Annotated in this window: 17 protein-coding genes; 12 read left to right on the top strand and 5 right to left on the bottom strand. The window is 56.0% G+C overall.

What is annotated here, in order from left to right; genetic code table 11:
• Nucleotides 1–7 precede the first annotated feature (7 nt).
• From H7846_RS13355 to H7846_RS13335, 5 genes are all read right to left on the bottom strand, one after another.
• The gene (locus tag H7846_RS13355) at nucleotides 8–334 is read right to left on the bottom strand and encodes a PadR family transcriptional regulator (RefSeq protein WP_186692703.1); all 327 of its coding nucleotides are present in this window, start codon (nucleotides 332–334) and stop codon (nucleotides 8–10) included.
• A gap of 80 nt (nucleotides 335–414) precedes the next feature.
• The gene (locus tag H7846_RS13350; protein ID WP_186692702.1) at nucleotides 415–1239 is read right to left on the bottom strand and encodes a LytR/AlgR family response regulator transcription factor; all 825 of its coding nucleotides are present in this window, start codon (nucleotides 1237–1239) and stop codon (nucleotides 415–417) included.
• Between the two features lie 73 nt (nucleotides 1240–1312).
• Nucleotides 1313–1861 (bottom strand): zinc ribbon domain-containing protein, encoded by a 549-nt coding sequence (locus H7846_RS13345; RefSeq protein ID WP_370561260.1) that lies wholly within the window; start codon nucleotides 1859–1861, stop codon nucleotides 1313–1315.
• Nucleotides 1858–2247 carry a hypothetical protein gene (locus H7846_RS13340; protein ID WP_186692701.1) on the bottom strand — a complete coding sequence of 130 codons (390 nt, stop codon included), beginning with the start codon at nucleotides 2245–2247 and terminating at the stop codon, nucleotides 1858–1860. Before H7846_RS13340 ends, H7846_RS13345 begins: the two co-directional genes overlap by 4 nt.
• Nucleotides 2244–2882 (bottom strand): RNA polymerase sigma factor, encoded by a 639-nt coding sequence (locus H7846_RS13335; protein WP_370561410.1) that lies wholly within the window; start codon nucleotides 2880–2882, stop codon nucleotides 2244–2246. The genes H7846_RS13340 and H7846_RS13335 overlap by 4 nt, the downstream gene beginning before the upstream one ends.
• Before the next feature lie 178 nt (nucleotides 2883–3060).
• On the opposite strand from H7846_RS13335, the gene rlmB reads away from it, so the two are divergent.
• From rlmB to mqnE, 12 genes are all read left to right on the top strand, one after another.
• Entirely contained in the window at nucleotides 3061–3858 is a 798-nt protein-coding gene (gene rlmB, locus H7846_RS13330) for a 23S rRNA (guanosine(2251)-2'-O)-methyltransferase RlmB (RefSeq protein ID WP_186692697.1), read from the top strand.
• A complete protein-coding gene (locus tag H7846_RS13325; RefSeq protein WP_186692695.1) occupies nucleotides 3859–5877 on the top strand; it encodes a M1 family aminopeptidase in 2019 nt (672 codons plus the stop codon).
• A 203-nt stretch (nucleotides 5878–6080) separates the two neighbouring features.
• Nucleotides 6081–7331, top strand: a complete 1251-nt coding sequence (locus H7846_RS13320) for a YncE family protein (RefSeq protein ID WP_255460633.1) — start codon at nucleotides 6081–6083, stop codon at nucleotides 7329–7331.
• A 13-nt stretch (nucleotides 7332–7344) separates the two neighbouring features.
• Entirely contained in the window at nucleotides 7345–8250 is a 906-nt protein-coding gene (locus H7846_RS13315; protein ID WP_186692693.1) for an alpha/beta hydrolase, read from the top strand.
• Entirely contained in the window at nucleotides 8231–8539 is a 309-nt protein-coding gene (locus H7846_RS13310; RefSeq protein WP_255460632.1) for a hypothetical protein, read from the top strand. The genes H7846_RS13315 and H7846_RS13310 overlap by 20 nt, the downstream gene beginning before the upstream one ends.
• 240 nt (nucleotides 8540–8779) lie before the next feature.
• Entirely contained in the window at nucleotides 8780–10228 is a 1449-nt protein-coding gene (locus H7846_RS13305) for an ammonium transporter (RefSeq protein ID WP_186692692.1), read from the top strand.
• A gap of 34 nt (nucleotides 10229–10262) precedes the next feature.
• The gene (locus tag H7846_RS13300; RefSeq protein ID WP_186692690.1) at nucleotides 10263–10601 is read left to right on the top strand and encodes a P-II family nitrogen regulator; all 339 of its coding nucleotides are present in this window, start codon (nucleotides 10263–10265) and stop codon (nucleotides 10599–10601) included.
• A gap of 73 nt (nucleotides 10602–10674) precedes the next feature.
• Entirely contained in the window at nucleotides 10675–13296 is a 2622-nt protein-coding gene (gene glnD, locus H7846_RS13295; protein WP_186692688.1) for a [protein-PII] uridylyltransferase, read from the top strand.
• Between the two features lie 79 nt (nucleotides 13297–13375).
• A complete protein-coding gene (locus H7846_RS13290; RefSeq protein WP_186692686.1) occupies nucleotides 13376–13993 on the top strand; it encodes an NADH-quinone oxidoreductase subunit B in 618 nt (205 codons plus the stop codon).
• A gap of 217 nt (nucleotides 13994–14210) precedes the next feature.
• A complete protein-coding gene (locus tag H7846_RS13285; protein WP_186692684.1) occupies nucleotides 14211–15836 on the top strand; it encodes an OmpA family protein in 1626 nt (541 codons plus the stop codon).
• Between the two features lie 113 nt (nucleotides 15837–15949).
• Nucleotides 15950–17980: a WD40/YVTN/BNR-like repeat-containing protein gene (locus tag H7846_RS13280; RefSeq protein WP_186692682.1), complete on the top strand. Its 2031-nt coding sequence runs from the start codon at nucleotides 15950–15952 to the stop codon at nucleotides 17978–17980.
• Between the two features lie 27 nt (nucleotides 17981–18007).
• Complete coding sequence (gene mqnE / locus H7846_RS13275; RefSeq protein ID WP_186692680.1) at nucleotides 18008–19198, top strand: aminofutalosine synthase MqnE; 1191 nt, start codon at nucleotides 18008–18010, stop codon at nucleotides 19196–19198.
• The last annotated feature ends 90 nt before the right edge of the window (nucleotides 19199–19288 follow it).

The raw sequence follows: 19288 nt of genomic DNA, 5'->3' as shown, positions 1-19288 counted from the left end.
CTCGTCTTCAGCTCTCGACGACAAGATCAATCGCCGCCGATAGCCTCGACCACATCTCTCGTTCCTTCTCGAGCTGTGCGCGTCCAGCTGCCGTTAGCGAATAGAACCGTGCCTGTCGACCTGTCTCTGTTTCGCCCCACTTGGAGCGAATCCATCCCTGCTGTTCCAGCCGTTGTAACGCTGGATATAGCGAGCCTTGCTGCACCTGCAACACATCGTTCGAGATCTGCTGAATCCTCTTCGCAATCGCCCAGCCGTGTTTTGACTCAAGCGAAAGGGTTTTGAGTATCAGCAAACCGAGTGTTCCCTGGACAAGATCGTTTGGTTTTCCCATACTATGTTTATCTACATATCATTTATGTAGATAGTCAAGGTATAGGTACGCAGAGAATCTGTCTCCGGTTCGGTAGAAAATTAAAGGTTGAAAAGTTCTTTCAGACGTTTGGTCTGTGCCCGGCTGACAGGGATTTCTGTCTTTTTCGGATCATCCATGCGAAGCTGATAGCTCGATTTGAACCAGGGCACGACCTCGCGGATGTGTTGGATGTTTACCAAGAAAGAGCGGTGGGCTCTCCAGAATGCTTCGGGATCGAGCTGGTCCTGTAGCTCCTCCAGCGTCCGGCAATTCGAGTGTCCTTCGACCGTAGGGGTTACCACTGTGATGGTGCCCTCATCGATCGCCGCGAAGCAGATCTCTTTTTGGTCCACCAACAGCAGGCGGTTCTGTGCTCTAACAATCACTTTGCCGGTATGCTGTCTTGCTGTCGGTGTCTGAGCCTGCTCTTCGACCAGCCGCAAAAGGGCATCGAGCTTAGATTCGGTGTCGGGAGCTGCGGACACCTGATTTCCATTGCTTCGTTCCGCATGACTAGCCAAGCGCTCCTGGGCTTTTTCGAGCGTCTGCATCACACGTTTTCGATCGAATGGTTTCAGCAGGTAGTCAACCGCGTTCACTTCGAACGCCCGGACCGCATATTGGTTATAGGCCGTTGCGAAGACGACTTGAGGCAAAGGGACCTTCCGGTCCAGCAGCTTTTTGAGGACTCCGAATCCATCCAGTCCGGGCATCTGGACATCCAGAAAGACAACATCTGGCCGATGCGTCCGGATCAGATCTACGGCTTCGATTCCATTGGTGCCTTGAGCAAGAATCTCGACGCCTCCCGCGTGTTCCAGCAGGTATTGCAACTCCTGCCGCGCAAGTGGCTCATCATCAATGATCAATGCTGTAAGGGCCATAAAGGAGCTCTCAGTTCTCAATCGTCAGTTGCCAGACAACAGTGAACTGACAACCGGCTACCAAGAACTGCCTTTAGTCACTATACGCTCGAAGTCTCGCAGGAGCGTGGTCCTCGGCCAGATCATGGCCGCACTGTGAGCAGTACACGTCTGTAATTTGGACTCCGCGAAAGCAGCGGCCGCATACGGGGGCCATCTGAAACTGACACTGCGGGCAGAAGTGGCAGCTTGAAGGAATCTCGGTTCGACAATGCGGGCAGGGACGCAGCAAGGGCTGCCGCAACAAGAAGTAGACTACGGCACCGATTCCGCCTGGCATCAGCAGGACAATCAGCATCCAGAGTCCAGCCGGCATCCTGCGGCGTTTGACGTCGCGGCTGACGTAGCCCACCAGCAGAACATAACTGGCAAAGGCCGTTCCCCACGAGTAGCTCATCAGCAGCCGCATCGGCAGCATCTCGTGCTTGTGGTGGGGCATTACAACATGAAAGAGATACTGGACGGCAGCAAAGACAAGGATCGCGAGAACGATGGACCAGGCCGGAATCAGGCTCAGTTCATCTTCCTGGCCTCCCTGTACCTGGGTAACGCGATTCTCGTTCGATGTCGACGACATGGTCATCGCACAATCTCTCCCTTAGAGCGTCTGCCGTGATTGCGGTGGAACCATACCATGGCCAACAGAGCTGCAGAGGCCGGAAGAAACCACAGCAGAAGTACCATGTACTGGTCGCTCGCATCCGGCATCCCGGTAGGGTTCAACTCATATTGGTCCAGCATCGTCCATACTGCTGTCACCAGAATGACCACCATCGAGGCGCATACAGCCAGAGGTGCCCAAAGGCTACGCATCTTTTTTCTTCGGGCCGACATCTGCCGGGCGCGTTCACGCACGACACGATGAGTTCGGTTCACAAGAGATGTTTGTGCTCCTACCTGGAGCGATGTCATCGCTTGCCGGGCGAGAGCTACCTCTCGCTCAGATCCTCCATGAATAAATTCGTTCATCCTCTCGCCTCCGCCACCCCAGGACGATAATTTCGCAGTCTCTCCAACTCTGGTTTCAAGGATGCCAGGCCACGGTACAGACGCGATTTCACGGTTGAAAGCGGCGCGTGGGTCATGCTGGCGATCTCTTCCAGAGACATCTCTTCGTAGAACCGCAGTACAAGGACTTCACGATAAGACGCATCGAGCGTCAATAAAACTTCACCCACCTCAGCCGAATCTTCCCGTGACGTGAACTGCTCCAAAGGAGAAGGGCCTGTGGTGGCTACTTCAAATGGACGATCATCTTCATCCGACTCGCTCATCTCATCCAGGCTCGACATCGTTCGCTTGCGCGAAAGGTCGATGACCAGATTGCGAGCAATCGTAAACAGCCATGTATCGAATCTTGCTCGCCCGTTGTACTGGGTACCCCGAACCAACACGCGCATCCAGGTTTCTTGAAAGAGATCCTCGGCAACTTCGCGACGGCCCGTCAAGAAGAGAAGATAACGTAGCAGGCGATGTTGGTACTGCTCGATCAGATGGTCGAGCAGCTCCGGATCCTGACGTTTCAGGCCACGGGCGATCGCCGCATTCTCTTCCTGGGTCAGCGCGACCTGCGCTGTCGTTATGGATAGGGCTCGGCTGCTCACAGAGGTAGTGACGCGACTTCCTTCCAAAAAGTCTCGATTCCGGAACGACTTCTTTGAAAAAACCCGTTTTGTTGTAAAAGGGGTCATTTGGGATCCCGGGGAACCGGAAAAACCAATGCAACCATTCTATGGCGTTCGCCAGTCTGCGTCTCGGCTTTTCAGAGGGTAAACTCGGTCTATGGAAGTTCTGTATGGCCTCCACCCGGTTGAAGAGGCCCTCCGCTCTGGCTCCGAACGTCTCGACCGGCTGGTTGTTGCCCGTGAGCGCCGTGATGAAAAACTGGAGCGGATCCTCTCGCTGGCCCGGAACTGCAAGGTCCGTGTCTCGCTCGAACCCCGCGAACAGCTGACCCGAATCGCGAAGACCGATACCCATCAAGGAGTTCTGGCCTTTCTTCGCGATCGCGAGTTCCTCTCCATTGAAGACCTCCTTTCCGCGGAAATTGGCCGTCATCGTTTCTTTCTGGCCCTGGATGGGGTTGAGGACCCCCATAACCTCGGAGCGCTTCTCCGTACTGCAGATGGAGCTGGGGTTGACGGCGTGATCCTGCCCGAACGCCGTAGCGCTCCCATCTCCGCGACGGTCGCTAAAACCTCTGCCGGGGCCTCGGAGCATGTTCGCATTGCCCGGGTCACCAATCTAGTTCGCTCACTGGAGCAGATGAAGAAGTCAAATATCTGGGTCATTGGCCTCGACGAGCGCGGAACCCCCGACTATACGGATTTCGACTTTGCCACCGATTGCGTCCTCGTTCTAGGCCGCGAGGGGGCTGGTTTACATGATCTGGTCAAAAAAACCTGCGACTATCTCCTTCGTATCCCTATGGGTGGCCAGGTCTCGTCGCTGAATGTTTCCGTGGCCGGAGCTGTCGTTATGTATGAGGCGATGCGCCAACGGCGCGCTGCGTCCGTCCAACCAAAGACCGCAGCCCCTTCCAGGCCGGTTAAACCGCGTAAAGGTCTCGGCAGCCTCTGAATGAATCGTTCTTCTCGCTTTTCAGCTTCGTCTTGTGTCGTGACACAGTTTTTAAATCTGGCCACTGGGGCCATTCTCCTTACTGCTCCAGCGGTTGTCGCAGCGCAGCAACCGGGACATTCTGAATCTCAATCTCAGGGACAGGTCCTGTTTCACCGCAATGATGAGCAGCCGAATCAAAGCCCGTCTTCTCATCGTGCCGCGCGGACTCCGGAAAAGGTTGTCGCCTCGATTACGGATGCCGAGCGTTCCTCCGTTGCCATCATCCAATGGGACCTTGATCTTCACCTGACGCCGGCAAACTCCGGTATGGCTGCAAAGGCCCGGGTGACCATCCGGAATATCTCATCGGCTCCGCTGACCCGGTTGACCTTGCAACTCTCCTCTACGTTGCATTGGGAGAGCATCAATGCCCCCCTTCCGCTTACGTTTACCGAGCACACGGTCGCCACCGATGCCGACCATACGGGGCAGATGACCGAGGCGCTCGTGACCCTCTCTCGGCCAATCTCGCCTGGCTCGTCCCTCACACTGACGACCTTCTACTCCGGAACCCTGGCGGCCTCGTCTGCGCGACTCACCCGCATCGGCGCCCCTCCAGACCAGGCGGTTTATGCCGATTGGGACCAGATCTCTCCTGAGGAAACAGCTCTCCGTGGATTCGGAAATGTGCTCTGGTACCCCGTTTCTTCGCCGCCACTCTTCCTCGGGGATGGGGCAAAGCTCTTTCAGGCGATTGGTCTTTCCCGTCTCCAGCAGGCCCGTTCTTCGATGCGTCTACGCCTGACGGTGGAATACGTTGGAGAGCCTCCAGTTGACGCATTTTTGAACGGTCGTCGCGAGCCACTGGATCACGTGGCAGAGCAGCCCGACACCCCCGTCGTCTCTTCTCACGGTGTCGCTACGGCCGACTTTGCCAATGCTCCTTTGGGATTCCGCACTCCCAGTCTCTTTATTACTTCGAGCGCTTCACGACCATCAGAGAACCAGCTCCTGGCCATTACGACGATCCATCCCGAGGCAATGGCTCCTTATACTGCTGCCTCCAATAACGTTGCTCCCGTACTCCGCGACTGGCTGGGTGACGCCCCTTTGAGTTCGCTCACCCTGATCGATCACGCAGGCCAACCCTTTGAGGACGATGCCTTTCTCGCCGTTCCGTTGACCGCCACCGATGCGCGGCAAGTCACTCCGGCGATGGTCCACTCACTTGCGCATGCCTGGTTCCGCTCTTCGCTTCCCTGGCTGAATGAGGGAGTTCCCCAGTTCGTCTCGCTGCTCTATACAGAATCGACTGATGGCCGGGAGAAGGCCCTCGTTGAGCTTCGCCAGCTCATCAATCCGCTCACGCTGGTTGAACCGGAAGGTCCAGACCCCTCCGCTCGTTCCCCTCAGAGCAGCACTGAATCCAGTAGTGCGGGACCTTCAACCCAGACGCCTCCAGTATCCGATCAAAGCCTGATCGCCGTGCATGATGAGGTTTACTATCGTGCCAAGGCCGCAGCGGTTCTCTGGCTGCTTCGGTCTATTACGGGCGACGCTCCCCTCAAGAAGGCCTTGCAGCTCTATCGGGACGAAGTGCGCCATGCCCAACCCGATACCCCTGAAGATCCACATGCATTTCAGCGCGTTCTGGAAGCGGCCGCACATAAAGACTTATCTACTGTCTTTGATGACTGGGTCTACAACGATCGTGGTTTGGCCGATCTCTCCATCGTGAATGTCACGCCACGCGATCTGCCCGCCCGTAACGGCAAAGGCGTAAGCTGGTTGGTCGCAGTCGAGGTGCATAACGCTGGCGCGGTGAATGTAGATGTTCCCGTTACAGTTCGTTCCGGCAGCCTCACCTCGACCGAGCGGGTCCATATTCCGCCACACTCAAGTGTTTCGACCCGGATTCTCTTCGAGGGCACCCCACAGGAGGTCCAGGTGAACGACGGCACCATTCCAGAGACCACGGCACCGATACACATCCGCAAATTGAATCTGGGATCCAGTTCGACTCAGGGAGGAATCTAAAAAAATCAACGAAGCTACACGAAGGTAGCTTCGTTGTCCGAGAAGGATTTACAGACGATGCAAGAGCTCCCCATCTGGCAACTCTCGGCATCAATTGCGTAGACCCGTTCTTCGGACGAAAAGTTTCGGTTTCAAGAAAACTTTTCCACTTCTGCCGTTTTGCGAGTTGCGACCGCGCAATTCTGACCGATAGACTCGCTTTAGTGTCCACACGCCGAAATCAACCGCGAGCAACTCTACTCGCTCTACTCCCCCTCGTCCTCTGGATGCCTATTGGCTGCCGTCGGAGCGGTTTCCCCGACGTCCCGGCAGGCTACCGTGAGTTTGCTTATGTCACGAACGGAAATTCGAATACCGTCAGCGTTCTGGACCTGGTCAATCTCCGCTCAGACCGCACACTTCGGGTGGGCGAAAATCCTACAGGAATCGCTGCAAATCCAAAGCGGAATGAGGTTTATGCCGTTAATACCCGCTCTGGAACCGTAACCGTCATCGATGCTGCAACGAACACCGTTGTCTCGACGATTGGAGTGCACCGCCAGCCCTATTTCATCAGCGTCGACGCTGCGGGTGGACGAGCGTATGTTGCGAACGCTGGATCGAACTCCATCAGTGTGATCGACCTGGACCGCCGTCGCGAAATCGCTGTTGTGGGTACGGGTGAACAGCCTGGGCTCGCCCGTGTTTCCCCCGATATGCGTTCGGTTGTTGTCTCCAACCGGGGCTCAGGCAGTGTCTCGATCTACGATGCTGCCTCTTATGCCAGTCCAAACGTTCCTTTAAAGGAAGCCCCTGAAAGCCCACAGTCCGGACCCCCTCTGAAGTTCCGTTCTACGTTTTCCGGTTGCCCCGGCGCCACCGATATTGCGATCCTTCCTGATTCCTCCAAGGCATTTATTGCTTGTTCGGGTGGACGTCAGGTGATGGTTGTCGCATTGGCTGCCGCGCCCGGCTCCTGGCCTGCCCGGCAAGATCCTACCGCAACATCGGACCACCTCCTCACCATGCTTGTTGTGGGGGACGCTCCCGTTCACCTTGCCATGAAACCCGATGGCGGCGAGATCTTTGCCTCTAACTTCGGTTCCGATTCCATCTCCGAGATCGACACCTGGAATAACCAGGTCCTCGGAACCTACATGATCGGCACCAAACCTGTTCATGGAATCATCACTCACGACAACTCGACACTCTGGGTGGCGAACTTCGGCTCTGACCTCATTAGCATCTACAGCATCGACGATGGGCAGCTGGTCACTACGGTCCATACCGGTTCTGCTCCTGATGCTCTCGCCTTCACTGCGGACGAGCACCTGCTCCTCGCCGCAGATGCTCATTCTGGCGACGTATCCGTAATACGGACCCAGGGAAAACAGGGAGCTGCTTTGTTTACCATCCTGCCTGCGGGTTCGTCGCCCAATGCCATCGCTGTAAAAGCAATACGAGCCAACCCATAAAGGAGCTGAATCCGTGCATTTCGCCAAAGCCTGCTTTGCGGTATTCGTAGTGATCTCAAGCGGAGCCTGGGCACAGACGCCCGCAGCCAACCCGAATCCCGGAAAAGAGGTCCTTCTTTGGCCGACGGGAGCTCCCGGAGCTTTGGGGAATGAAGATGCCGACAAACCAGAACTGACTGTATTTCTGCCTTCAGGGCCCAATGCAACGAAGACAGGGGTCGTGGTTGTTCCTGGTGGTGGGTATGCACATCTGGCCATAGAGAAGGAAGGATTCGCTATCGCCCGATGGCTGAATGACCATGGCGTGGCAGCGTTTGTCCTGCGGTATCGGCTGGGGCCGCGATATCACCATCCCGTGGAGCTGGGAGATGCGCAACGAGCCGTACGCCTTGTACGCGCACACGCCGCCGAATACGGCATTGCCGAAGACCATCTTGGGATGTGGGGTTTTTCTGCCGGGGGACATCTCACTGCGACCGCTGGCACTCGATTCGATGCAGGGGATGCAGACGCGAATGATCCTGTTGAACGGAAGAGTTGCAGGCCCGACTTCCTCATTCTGTCCTATCCGGTCATCACAATGACCAGTCCGGCCGTGCACCTTGGATCGAAGCGAAATTTGCTCGGAGAAAATCCGGATCCTGCGCTTGTCATGGCGCTCTCCGCGGAAGAACAGGTAACGCCGCAAACGCCGCCGACGTTCCTCTTTTCGACAACAGATGACAAAACGGTTCCTATCGCCAACAGCGTGATGTTCTACGAGGCGTTGGTGCGGGCTGGTGTACCGGCGGAGATGCACATCTTCCAGCATGGTGCCCATGGAGCGGGTTTAGCTGCTGCCAACCCACAGCTAAGCGTATGGCCCGATCTGCTGATCAAATGGATGCGCGAACGCGGCTATGCGGCTCCTGCGCAATGAAGGGAATGCCATGACGCTGGATGAATTCAAGGCGGCACGAGAGCAGGAACTAAGCGGAGCCCTGCTAGCGCTTTGGTGGGGTGCGCAAGGGAACTGGGATCGCGCTCACGAAGTCGCGCAGGAGATTGAAGATCCCAATGGCTCCTGGGTGCACGCATACCTGCATCGCAAAGAAGGAGATTCTGGAAATGCCGCCTACTGGTACCGGCGTGCAGGGCGTCGAACTGCCCAGGGCGATCTCGACTACGAGTGGTCTGCGATTGTAGAAGCGTTGCTGGCAAAGGGGTGAGCAAGATATCTACTGTGTGTGGATGCTCCCATCCTGCGATCCAGCGGATAAATTTCAGCAGGAGGCGATTTCCTGCTTTGTGATGCGCTTCTGCTTGTGTAGATTAAAAGCATAAGAACAGTGTTCTGCCTCCGCTCCCCCGCCGCAGCGAGGCCATGACCGCAGTTTCCGTTCTTTGAACGATTCTGCCTGCATGTCTCTTCTTCCGAATTCCCAAAACTTTATCTGAACAGGTGATCCATGCGCGTTGCCGTAGTGAAGGTGTCTTTAGCCCTCTTACTGGCCATAGGGGTGGGTGGGCCCATGCTGGCCGGCCAGACTGTTATGGCACAGACTCCAGGAGTTGCTGCTCCCACAACCTTATCTCAGACTGACCGGCTTGATCGTGTTGAGAAGCAGACAGCGGAAAATACAACGGCAATTGCGACAGCACAAACCTCGGGAGACAACGCGTGGATGCTGGTTTCAGCGGCATTCGTCCTGATGATGAGTGGACCGGGCCTGGCTCTGTTCTACGGCGGTCTGGTTCGGAAGAAGAACGTGCTGGGAACGATGATGCAGACCTTCGCCATGATGGCGATGGTGACAGTGTTGTGGGCGTTGCTGAGCTACTCTCTGGCCTTCGGAGAAGGGAATGCGTTTATCGGAGGCTTTCACCATATATTTCTGCATGGTGTTGGACTTGCTCCCGATCTGAAGTATGCGCCGACGATTCCAGCGCAGACCTTCATGGTCTATCAGTTGATGTTCGCCATCATCACACCTGCTCTGATTACCGGAGCATTTGCAGAGAGAATGAAGTTCTCTTCGATGCTGGTCTTCATGTTTTTTTGGACCCTGTTCATCTATAGCCCGATGGCTCACATGGTTTGGGGGAAGGGTGGTCTGCTCAACGCCGCATTGGGAGGAAGAATCCCCTGTCTCGATTTTGCTGGCGGAACGGTGGTGCACGTTACGTCCGGTGTCTCTGCCTTGGTGACCGCGATCTACCTGGGAAAGAGAGTTGGGTATCCGAAAGAGCCAATGCCCCCACACTCAGTGGTGCTGAGCTTTATCGGCGCGTGCTTATTGTGGGTGGGCTGGTTCGGCTTCAATGCAGGGTCGGCTCTCTCAGCAGGCACACTGGCGACCTCGGCCTTCGTCGCCACTCATTTTGCAGCGGCAGCGGCAGCCGTGGGCTGGATCGCGGCGGAGTGGATACGACAGGGTAAAGCCTCGGCCCTTGGTGCAATCTCGGGCGCTGTAGCTGGGCTGGTAGCTATTACCCCGGCAGCAGGCTTTGTGACTCCGATCTCGGGGCTGTGGATTGGTCTGTTTGCGGGTGTCTTCTGCTACTTGATGGTCGTGAAGGTCAAGGTGTGGTTCGGTTACGACGACTCGCTCGATGCCTTCGGCGTTCATGGCGCAGGTGGAACCTTGGGAGCCATCCTGACAGGCATCTTTGCCAACAGCTCGATCAATCCCATTCTCGGTGCAGGCAAGGCCACAGGCCTGCTCGAAGGGAACTGGCGCCAGTTGTTCAACCAGATCGCCGGTGTGGCGATCGCATGGACGATTTCGATCATTGGTACGCTCGTGATTCTGTTCGCCGTCGATCGGTTGATGGGGCTTCGTGTTAACGAAGATGACGAGCGCGATGGTCTAGACCTGTCGCAACACGGCGAAGAAGGTTACGATTGGGCACACTAAAAACAGGGCATGGGCCTGAGAGGAAGACACGGATATGCAGAAGATTGAAGCAGTGATTCAGCCATCCAAGCTGGATTCCGTCAAAGATGCGCTGGTGGAGATTGGCGTCGATGGCATGACGATTTTTGAGGCTCGCGGACACGGCCGACAGAAGGGACATACCGAGGTCTATCGCGGACGAGAGTACTCGGTGGACCTGCTGCCTAAGGTCAAACTCGAAATCGTGGTCACCGACGAGATGGTCGATCGCGCCGTGAATGCAATTATCGCGGCGGCGCGGACGGGAACAATCGGTGACGGAAAGATCTTCATCTCGAAGATCGATGAGGCGATCCGAATCCGAAATGATGAGCGCGGCGAGATCGCGCTCTAAGTAGTGTCTGTGCGGGCAACCGTTAAGCGTGAGCGGACGTCGGGCCAACAGGTCCTGAAGACTTGGAGAGGAAATGCAGGCAAACGAGTCCACAGGCGATGAAGGGCGTAGCGCATATCAGCGCAAGATGCTCGAGATCCGGGGCTCGTTCATGGCGGGATCCTCGGGGTCGACCGTCCTCGCTGCGCGAACCGCCGCAGTCGACGAGTTGGTGCTCGGACTCTGGCAGCAGGCAGCAGATTGCAGTGCGCTGCTTGCCAGCGGTGTAGCCCTGCTGGCCATTGGCGGTTATGGCCGGAAGGAACTATTTCCCTATTCTGATGTCGATCTTCTTTTCCTTCTTGATGCAAAGGCGAATGAGAAGGAGGTCAAAGAGTCGATCCGGCATATCGGACAGGAGATGTGGGATTGCGGAATCCGAGTCTCCCAGACGATCCGTAAGCTGAACGAGTGTGAGCGGCTCTCCGAGGACAATACGGAGTTCACCCTTGCACTGATGGATCATCGGTTGCTCTGCGGAGACAGCCAGCTTTACTCACGGCTTCACAGCGAGACGATTCCAAAGCTGTTGTCGCGTGACCGACGAGAGATCATCAGCCGCCTGCTGGAGCTGACGCGCCAGCGCCATGCCAAATATGGCAGCACGTTGTTTCATCTCGAACCCAACATTAAGGATTGTCCCGGTGGGCTTCGTGATGTTCACGTCGTTGGCTGGCTGAATCTGCTCGATCCTTCTCACGACCCTGCATCTTCCAGTCAGCACACAGAGTTTCAGCAGGCCATCGAGTTTTTGCGCCTGGTACGATGCTTTCTTCACTATCGCCATGAGCGCGATGACAACACCTTGGATTGGCAGGCGCAGGATGCCGCCGCTGAAGCCGCGATCGGGCTCGGTAACCATGATAGTCAGCCAGTGGATGCAGCGTATTGGATGCGCCTTTATTTCCGTTATGCGCGCCGCATCGAAAGAACCCTCAAACGCCGCGTGGAGGACTTATTTCCAACAAAGCCACCGAAAAAATTTGGCCTGAAGCGAGAGAAAGTCGAACACATTGCTCCCGGACTCAGAGTCGAGCGCGGACAGATCATCCTGGATCAACCGCAGCGTCCGGGACAGGTTCCGGAGCACGATCCTGAGGTCGTTTTTGCTCTCTTTGTCGTGATGGCGCATACCGGATACGCACTGGAGAGAGAGACGGAGGAGAGACTTTCTCATGCGTTAGCCCCGCTTTCCACTAACCTCGAAGAAGGTCCGGCGCTATGGAATGCGCTCCAGAAAATTCTGCTTGGGCAATATGCAGGAGACGCTCTTCGCATCATGCATGCAATGGGAATTCTGGAACTTCTGGTTCCGGAGTTTCATGGAATCGATGCGCTCGTTGTCCGCGATGCCTATCACCGCTACACCGTGGATGAGCATACCTTTGTGCTCATCGATACCCTGCACAAACTTGAAGCAGCCCCTCCCGTTTCGAAGCTGGAGCGAGGATCATCCACAGAATGGGAGTTCCGTTTTGGATCGGTCCTGCGCGAACTTCCTCATCCCGGCCTGCTGTATCTGGTGGCCCTGCTCCATGACACCGGCAAAGGGCGCGATACCGGCAGCCACGCCGAGGAGAGTGCACACATGGCCCGCGGCCTGTTAGCCCGCCTCGAGCTGGACTCCTACGAGAGCGAGCTGGTTCTGAATGTGATTGAAGGGCATCTTGAGATGTCCCTCGCTTTGAGGCGCGACATCTTCGACATGGAGACGGTACGGGCATTCGCGGCCAGGGTCCACACGCCAGAACGTCTTCGTATGCTGGCGTTATTCACCTATGCGGATATTCAGGCCGTGCATCCCGATGCGCTCACTCCGTGGAAGGCGGAGAACCTCTGGCGACTTTATATCGCTACGGCAAACTACCTGGACCGCAGCGTCGATGATGAGCGTGTCGTCGCCCAGGAAGCCAAGGAGCTTGTCGCGCGTGTATCCGCTCTCGTTCCAGATCAGCGGGCAGAGGTGGCACAGTTTCTCGAAGGCTTTCCCGAACGCTATGTGCTCACGCGTTCACCCGAGCAGACCCGCACGCATTTTCATATGGCAGAGAGACTGCAGAAAGATCGCGTCCAGTTGGACTTTCGGTACAGCCCCACCACCAGCGAGCTCACGGTCGTCACGCCGGATCGGGAGCTCCTCTTTGCCAACATGACCGGTGCCCTTGCTGCCTGGGGAATGAATATCGTGACGGCAGATGCGTTCTCGAACCAGCAGGGAATCGTCGTTGACAGCTTTCGGTTTACGGACAGCTTCAGAACGCTGGAGATGAATACCTCTGAGCATGAAAGATTTGTGCGAAGCATCTACGACGTAATGACTGGAACTGTTCCGGTGGAGAAGCTGCTTAGCGGTCGTAGACGGTCTCGAAAAAAGCCGAAGGTGGTTGTTGAATCGCGAGTGGAGTTCAATAACGAAGGCTCCTCTCATAGCACATTGCTTGAGGTGATCGCCCAGGACCTGCCGGGCCTTCTCCGCGCACTCAGTCTCACCATCGCAGCCCGCGGCTGCAACATTGAAGTGGCCCTGGTGGACACCGAGGGAGAAACTGCAATCGATGTGTTTTACCTGACTTATCAGGGAAGCAAGCTGGACGAAGGACAGCAGCAAGCCCTCCGGGCAACTCTGCTCCAAGCGATGGAAGAAAATGCGCGATAAAAGGACAAAAGGAAAGAGTTCTTTCTCCCGAAGGAAGAATGATCGCGCCGGAGCTCTGTAAGAGCTTTATTATTTATGTATGAGTACAGGATCGGCAGAAAATACGAGTAGCGGGCGCCCCACTGAAGTTCCCCAAAAGGGAGACCGGTATCTCTTTGGCAGTCTCGACAGTTTTGCCAAGAACCAGGAAAAACTGAAGGAGGTCAACTGGGGATACGACCAGCCAGAGGGAATCGTTCTGGCGTCACTGGATGCTGCCATCAACTGGGTACGAAAGAACTCGGTTTGGCCGATGACCTTTGGTCTGGCCTGCTGCGCGATCGAAATGATGTCGATGGGTGGTTCGCGATACGATATCGCCCGGTTTGGGGCAGAAGTCTTTCGGCCATCTCCTCGCCAAAGCGACTTGATGATCATCGCCGGCCGCGTCTCGCAAAAGATGGCACCGGTGATCCGACGCCTTTATGAGCAGATGCCGGAACCGAAGTGGGTCATTTCGATGGGAGCCTGTGCCACCTCAGGCGGGGTATTCAACAATTACGCCCTGCTTCAGGGGGTCAACCAGGTGATTCCTGTGGATATCTACGTGCCAGGCTGCCCGCCTCGCCCGGAGCAGCTGTTGTACGCTATCACATTGTTACAAGAGAAGATACAGCACGAACGCGGAACTGTGAAAAAGACACTCAATCTTGCCTGATATTGCACGCCACCATAATAACTGGGAAGATTCTCCCTGGAGAGTTACCCAGTGCACAATGGGTAAACCATTGAAAATATAGTTTCCGGAGAGTATTTTTTACCGGTACGGTTAGCAACTGCGGTAAGCTTTACTGAATCGAAGCAACATAGCCAACAAACATCGAGCTGAAAAAGCTCCTGAAAATCTGGAAGGAATTTTGAGCGGAGGAAGTCTAATGGTTTATAGCCCTTTACGTAGTTTTGGCCGGTTCGTACTGGCTGCATGTGCAGTCAGCCTTGGAGTCGCGAGTCTGGGTGCGCAGACTCCCAGCACAGCCGCCCCTGCGGGGCCGAACCCCTCCCGTTTTGACCTCTTCACGGGATACTCCTATTTTGGAGCCCACGGCCAGTTGAAGCCATTGGGAGTCAATTACAGCTCCATCGATCTGGGAGCCATTGGCAGCGGCGCATACTACTTTAATAAGTACTTCGGCGGAGAGGTCAACTTCGTTGCCCATCCCGATGGAAAGAATGATGGTCTGTACAGCGCTTCGGCGGGTCCGATCTTCCGCGCGCCCATGCAGAACTTCACTCTCTTTGCTCACGGCTTGGCCGGCGGAGCAAAGCTGGTAGGTCCCAACTCCTATCGTTCATTCCAGTATCACAACCCCTGGACCTGGGGACCGACCCTTACGGCTGGCGGCGGAATGGATTACGATCTTCCGTTCTGGAATAACCGCTTCTCGTTCCGTCTCTTTGAGGCTGACTACCGCTACGTTCATGCCAACTTTGGCCCCTACAATCCTCCGCCCAGCGGTCCGACCGGCGGACGCGCCAACCTCAGCGGCGTGGATCTAAGCACGGGTATCGTGACGCATTTCGGTCACATCATTCCTCCTCCTCCGGTTACCTTTAGCTGCTCGGCTTCGCCTGCAACGGCCTATCCGGGTGACCCGATCACCGTAACGGGAACCGCTGCTAATCTGAACCCGAAGAAAACGGCGACCTACAACTGGACGACCGACGGTGGCACTGTTTCCGGCACGGAGAACACCGCCAACGTGACGACTACGAACCTTGCTCCTGGCAGCTACAACGTCAAGGGCCATGTCTCCGAAGGCAACAAGCCTGGCGAGATGGCAGACTGCTCGGCCCCGTTCACGATCCAGCAGTTCCAGCCGCCGACGGTCACCTGCTCGGCGAACCCGTCGACTGTGGCTCCTGGCGACTCCTCGACGATCACGGCTCAGGGTGTCAGCCCACAGAACCGTCCTCTGACCTACAGCTATAGTTCCACGGCTGGATCGGTTACTGGAAACACTTCCACCGCAACTCTGAACACCACTGGTGCAGCCCCCGGAACGATTACGGTGACGGCAAACGTGGTGGATGACAAGGGCCAGTCGGCTTCCTGCACTGCGACTGTGACGGTCAACGCTCCTCCGGCTCCTCCGGCTCCCACGACCTCGGCTCTCTGCTCGATCAACTTCGAGCGTGACAAGCGTCGTCCGACCCGCGTCGACAATGAAGCGAAGGCCTGCCTTGACGAAGTGGCTCTCAACCTGCAGCGCTCCTCGGATGCGAAGCTCGCTGTGGTTGGTCACTCCGCCAGCAACGAGAAGGGCGCTGATAAGGCTGCTGCTTCCCGCGCTGTCAACACGAAGGACTACCTTGTGAAGGAGAAGGGCATCGACTCGAGCCGTATCTCGGTCTACACCGGACCGCAGGATGGCAAGACCGTTACCTCGACCTTGATCCCGACGGGCGCAACACTCGACGAGACGGGCCTCACGCCAGTCAGCGAGAGCGTCAAGGCTGTTCCGCGGACCCGCCGTGCAGCGGTTCACCACAAGAAGAAGTAATCAAATCAATCGCTAAGCAATCAAGGCTGACCGGGAATCAACCCGGTCAGCCTTTTTTGTTGCATTGTTCGCTAACATTAAGGCTGAGCCTCGGTTAAACGCTCATAGGACCTATGCGACGCCCATATAGACAAATACCCTTTCTTGCTCTCTTTCTGACTCTGATCGGCTTTTCCGTCCCGTCAAAAGCTGCCTCTCACGACTGGCTCTCCTTTGGGCCCAATGGCGGAGATGCCCGTTCCTTTGCTGCCGATCCCCAGGACTCGCAGCATCTCTACCTTGGTTCGGTCAACGGTTGGATCTATGAATCACGAAACGGCGGTGCCGATTGGAAGCGTCTCGCTCTTGTAGGAAAGCGGGATGACCTCGTTCTGGATGACATCATCATCGATTCCTCCAATCCTAAGCACATCGTCGTAGGCGCGTGGGTGCTGAGCAGCACCGACGGAGGTCTATATGTCAGCAATGACGGTGGTGTGACGTGGAACGTTGACGCGGAGATGAAAGGTCAGTCTGTCCGTGCTCTCGTCAGTGCCCCCTCCGATCCGAAGACGCTTGTAGCCGGAACCCTCAAAGGCGTCTACAAGAGCACCGACGGTGGAGATCACTGGAAGCTCATCAGCCCGGAGGGAAGCATCGAGATCCACGAAGTCGAGTCCATCGCGATCGATCCTCGTGATCCAAAGATCATCTATGCCGGAACCTGGCATCTTCCCTGGAAGACGATGGACGATGGGGCGCACTGGTCGAACATTAAGGAAGGCGTGATCGATGACTCTGACGTGTTCTCCATCATTATCGATCCCAAAGATCCCAATGTGGTCTATGCCAGCGCGTGCTCCGGAATCTACAAGAGCGAAACTGCCGGTGCCCGATTCCAGAAGATCCAGGGAATCCCCTCAACGGCCCGCAGGACCCGCGTCCTGATGCAGGACCCACAGCATCAGAACATCGTCTTCGCCGGTACGACGGAAGGTCTGTACCGTACCTCAGATTCTGGAAAGACCTGGATTCGCACGACAGGTCCGGAGTTGATCGTAAATGACGTCTTCATCGATCCGAAGAACACAAACCGCATGCTTCTGGCGACGGATCGTGGCGGTGTTCTTGTCTCAAACGATGGCGGTGCAAGTTTCAGGCCGACCAACAATGGGTTTACTTCCCGGCAGATTACTTCCTATGTAGAAGACTTCCGGCAGCCTGGAACCATCTACGTCGGCCTCGTCAATGACAAGGCGTGGGGTGGGGTGTTCTTCAGCAAGGATGGTGGCCTGACCTGGGCCCAGAAGAACGGCGGACTCGAGGCCCATGATGTCCTGAGCCTCGGACAAGCTTCGGATGGAACTTTGCTCGCCGGAACCCGACACGGAATCTACCGCCTGAATGGCGAAGTATGGAGCAAAGTCGATAAAGTTTCCCTGGCTCTTCCTGAGCCTCCTCCACCTCCACCCGTTACAAAAACGGTGATCCGTAACGGACGTAAGGTCGTTGTGAAAGTTGCACCGCCTAAAAAAGCTCCAGTGCCTGTAAAGCTCTTCGATGGATCAGTCTTTGGTTTTACCCGCGACGGAGCCCAGACATTTGCTGCGACCGCCGACGGGCTTCTCAAGAGCATGGACAACGGCCTGACCTGGAACATCGTCACTGATCCACAGGGACACGTCTGGTATTCGATTGCATCCTCGAAATCGACCATCCTGGCCGCCTCACTCTCCAAGGCACTCCTCTCGGTTGATGATGGACATACGTGGAACCCGGTTACTGCTCCCTCGGAGCTGACCCAGATTACAGCCGTTGCGGTTGATGGCTTTGGCGGCCTCTGGATCGGAGGACGCGAAGGAATCTATCACTCAGAAGATAAGGGAGCCAGTTGGCACGTCGTCCACAATCTCTTTGTGCGGGACGTGAACAGCATCTTCTATGACGAGAAAGATCAGAGAGTGCTGATTACAGCCAACAGCTCGACCACCATCGCGTTTTCTGCCCACCTGCCCGACAAGAAGGTGACCTACTGGAATACAGGATGGAACCTTCGCCTGTTGCGCCCCATGGGCGATCACCTTGTGGCTGCGACCCTGTTTGATGGTGTGGTCATTCAGCCACAAATGGTGAACTCTGACGATGTCGCAAAGGGTGGAAATTGATCGGGAGCGAAGGATTAGAATAGTCCCATGAGCTTAAACGCGACCGGGACCGCAGAAACCGCTTCGAAGAACTCTCAGGCGTGGCCGATACGGCCACGCCATTCCTTTCAGACAGAGGATCGAGCTCTCGAACCGATCGCAGAAAAAGTATTGGCCGGCGAACGGCTGAGCTTCGAAGATGGCGTCCGTCTCTATCGCAGCGGCGATATCCTCGCGGTGGGTTGGCTGGCAAACGTTGTTCGAGAAAAGCTGCACGGCAACGTGGCCTACTTTAACGTCAACCGGCATATCAATCCCACCAACGTCTGCGTAGCCTCCTGCAGGCTCTGTGCATTTGGCCGAAAGAAGGGCGATGCTGGAACCTATACGATGGCGTTGGAAGAGGCGTGGGAGACTGCTGGACACGGCTATACAGAGGCTGTAACAGAGTTCCATATCGTCGGTGGCCTGCATCCGGATCTTCCCTTTGAGTACTTCATGGATCTGGTTCGGGGGTTGAAGGAACGTTTCCCAAAGGTCCATATCAAGGCGTTCACGATGGTCGAAGTTGCTTTCCTCGCCAAACGAGGCAAGATGACTATTCCTGAGACGCTCGAGCGCATGAAGGCAGCTGGCGTGGACTCACTCCCCGGAGGCGGTGCCGAGATCTTTGCAGATCGCATCCGTCATATCATCTGCGACCACAAGATCGATGGTTCCGAGTGGCTCGAAACGGCCAGGACCGCCCATAAGCTCGGTCTACGGTCCAATGCCACCATGCTCTATGGACATGTTGAAAATGATGAAGACCGGGTCGACCACCTTTTGCGGTTGCGTGAAGTTCAAGACGACACGGGTGGCTTCCAGACATTTATCCCGCTGGCCTTCCATCCCGACAACACAGCCTTGGCGCACATTCCACGAACCACCGGCATGTTGGATATCAAGCAGATCGCTGTAAGCCGCCTGATGCTCGATAACTTCTCTCACATCAAGAGCTACTGGCAGATGGTTTCGCCCAAGATGGCGCAGATCTCGCTGCGATTTGGAGCTGATGATATCGACGGCACGGTGATTGAAGAGAAGATTTATCACGATGCAGGCGCAACGACTCCTCAAGGACTTAGACGAAAAGATCTTGTTCGTCTTATCACCGAAGCAGGGCGAGAGCCATTTGAGCGCGACACAATGTACCGCGCCGTAACCAGAACGGAAGATACTTTTACGATCGCCGTGTAAGCTCAACAGAACTTGTATCTGCAATCGGTTTATTTCCATAACTGGAACGGAAAATGCGCTCATTGAGAGCGCATTTTTATTGCGGCACTA

The organism is Edaphobacter sp. 4G125, from assembly GCF_014274685.1.
Taxonomy (GTDB): domain Bacteria; phylum Acidobacteriota; class Terriglobia; order Terriglobales; family Acidobacteriaceae; genus Edaphobacter.
Note: the sequence above shows the minus strand (reverse complement) of the source record. Positions and strands in the feature narration are given on the sequence as shown.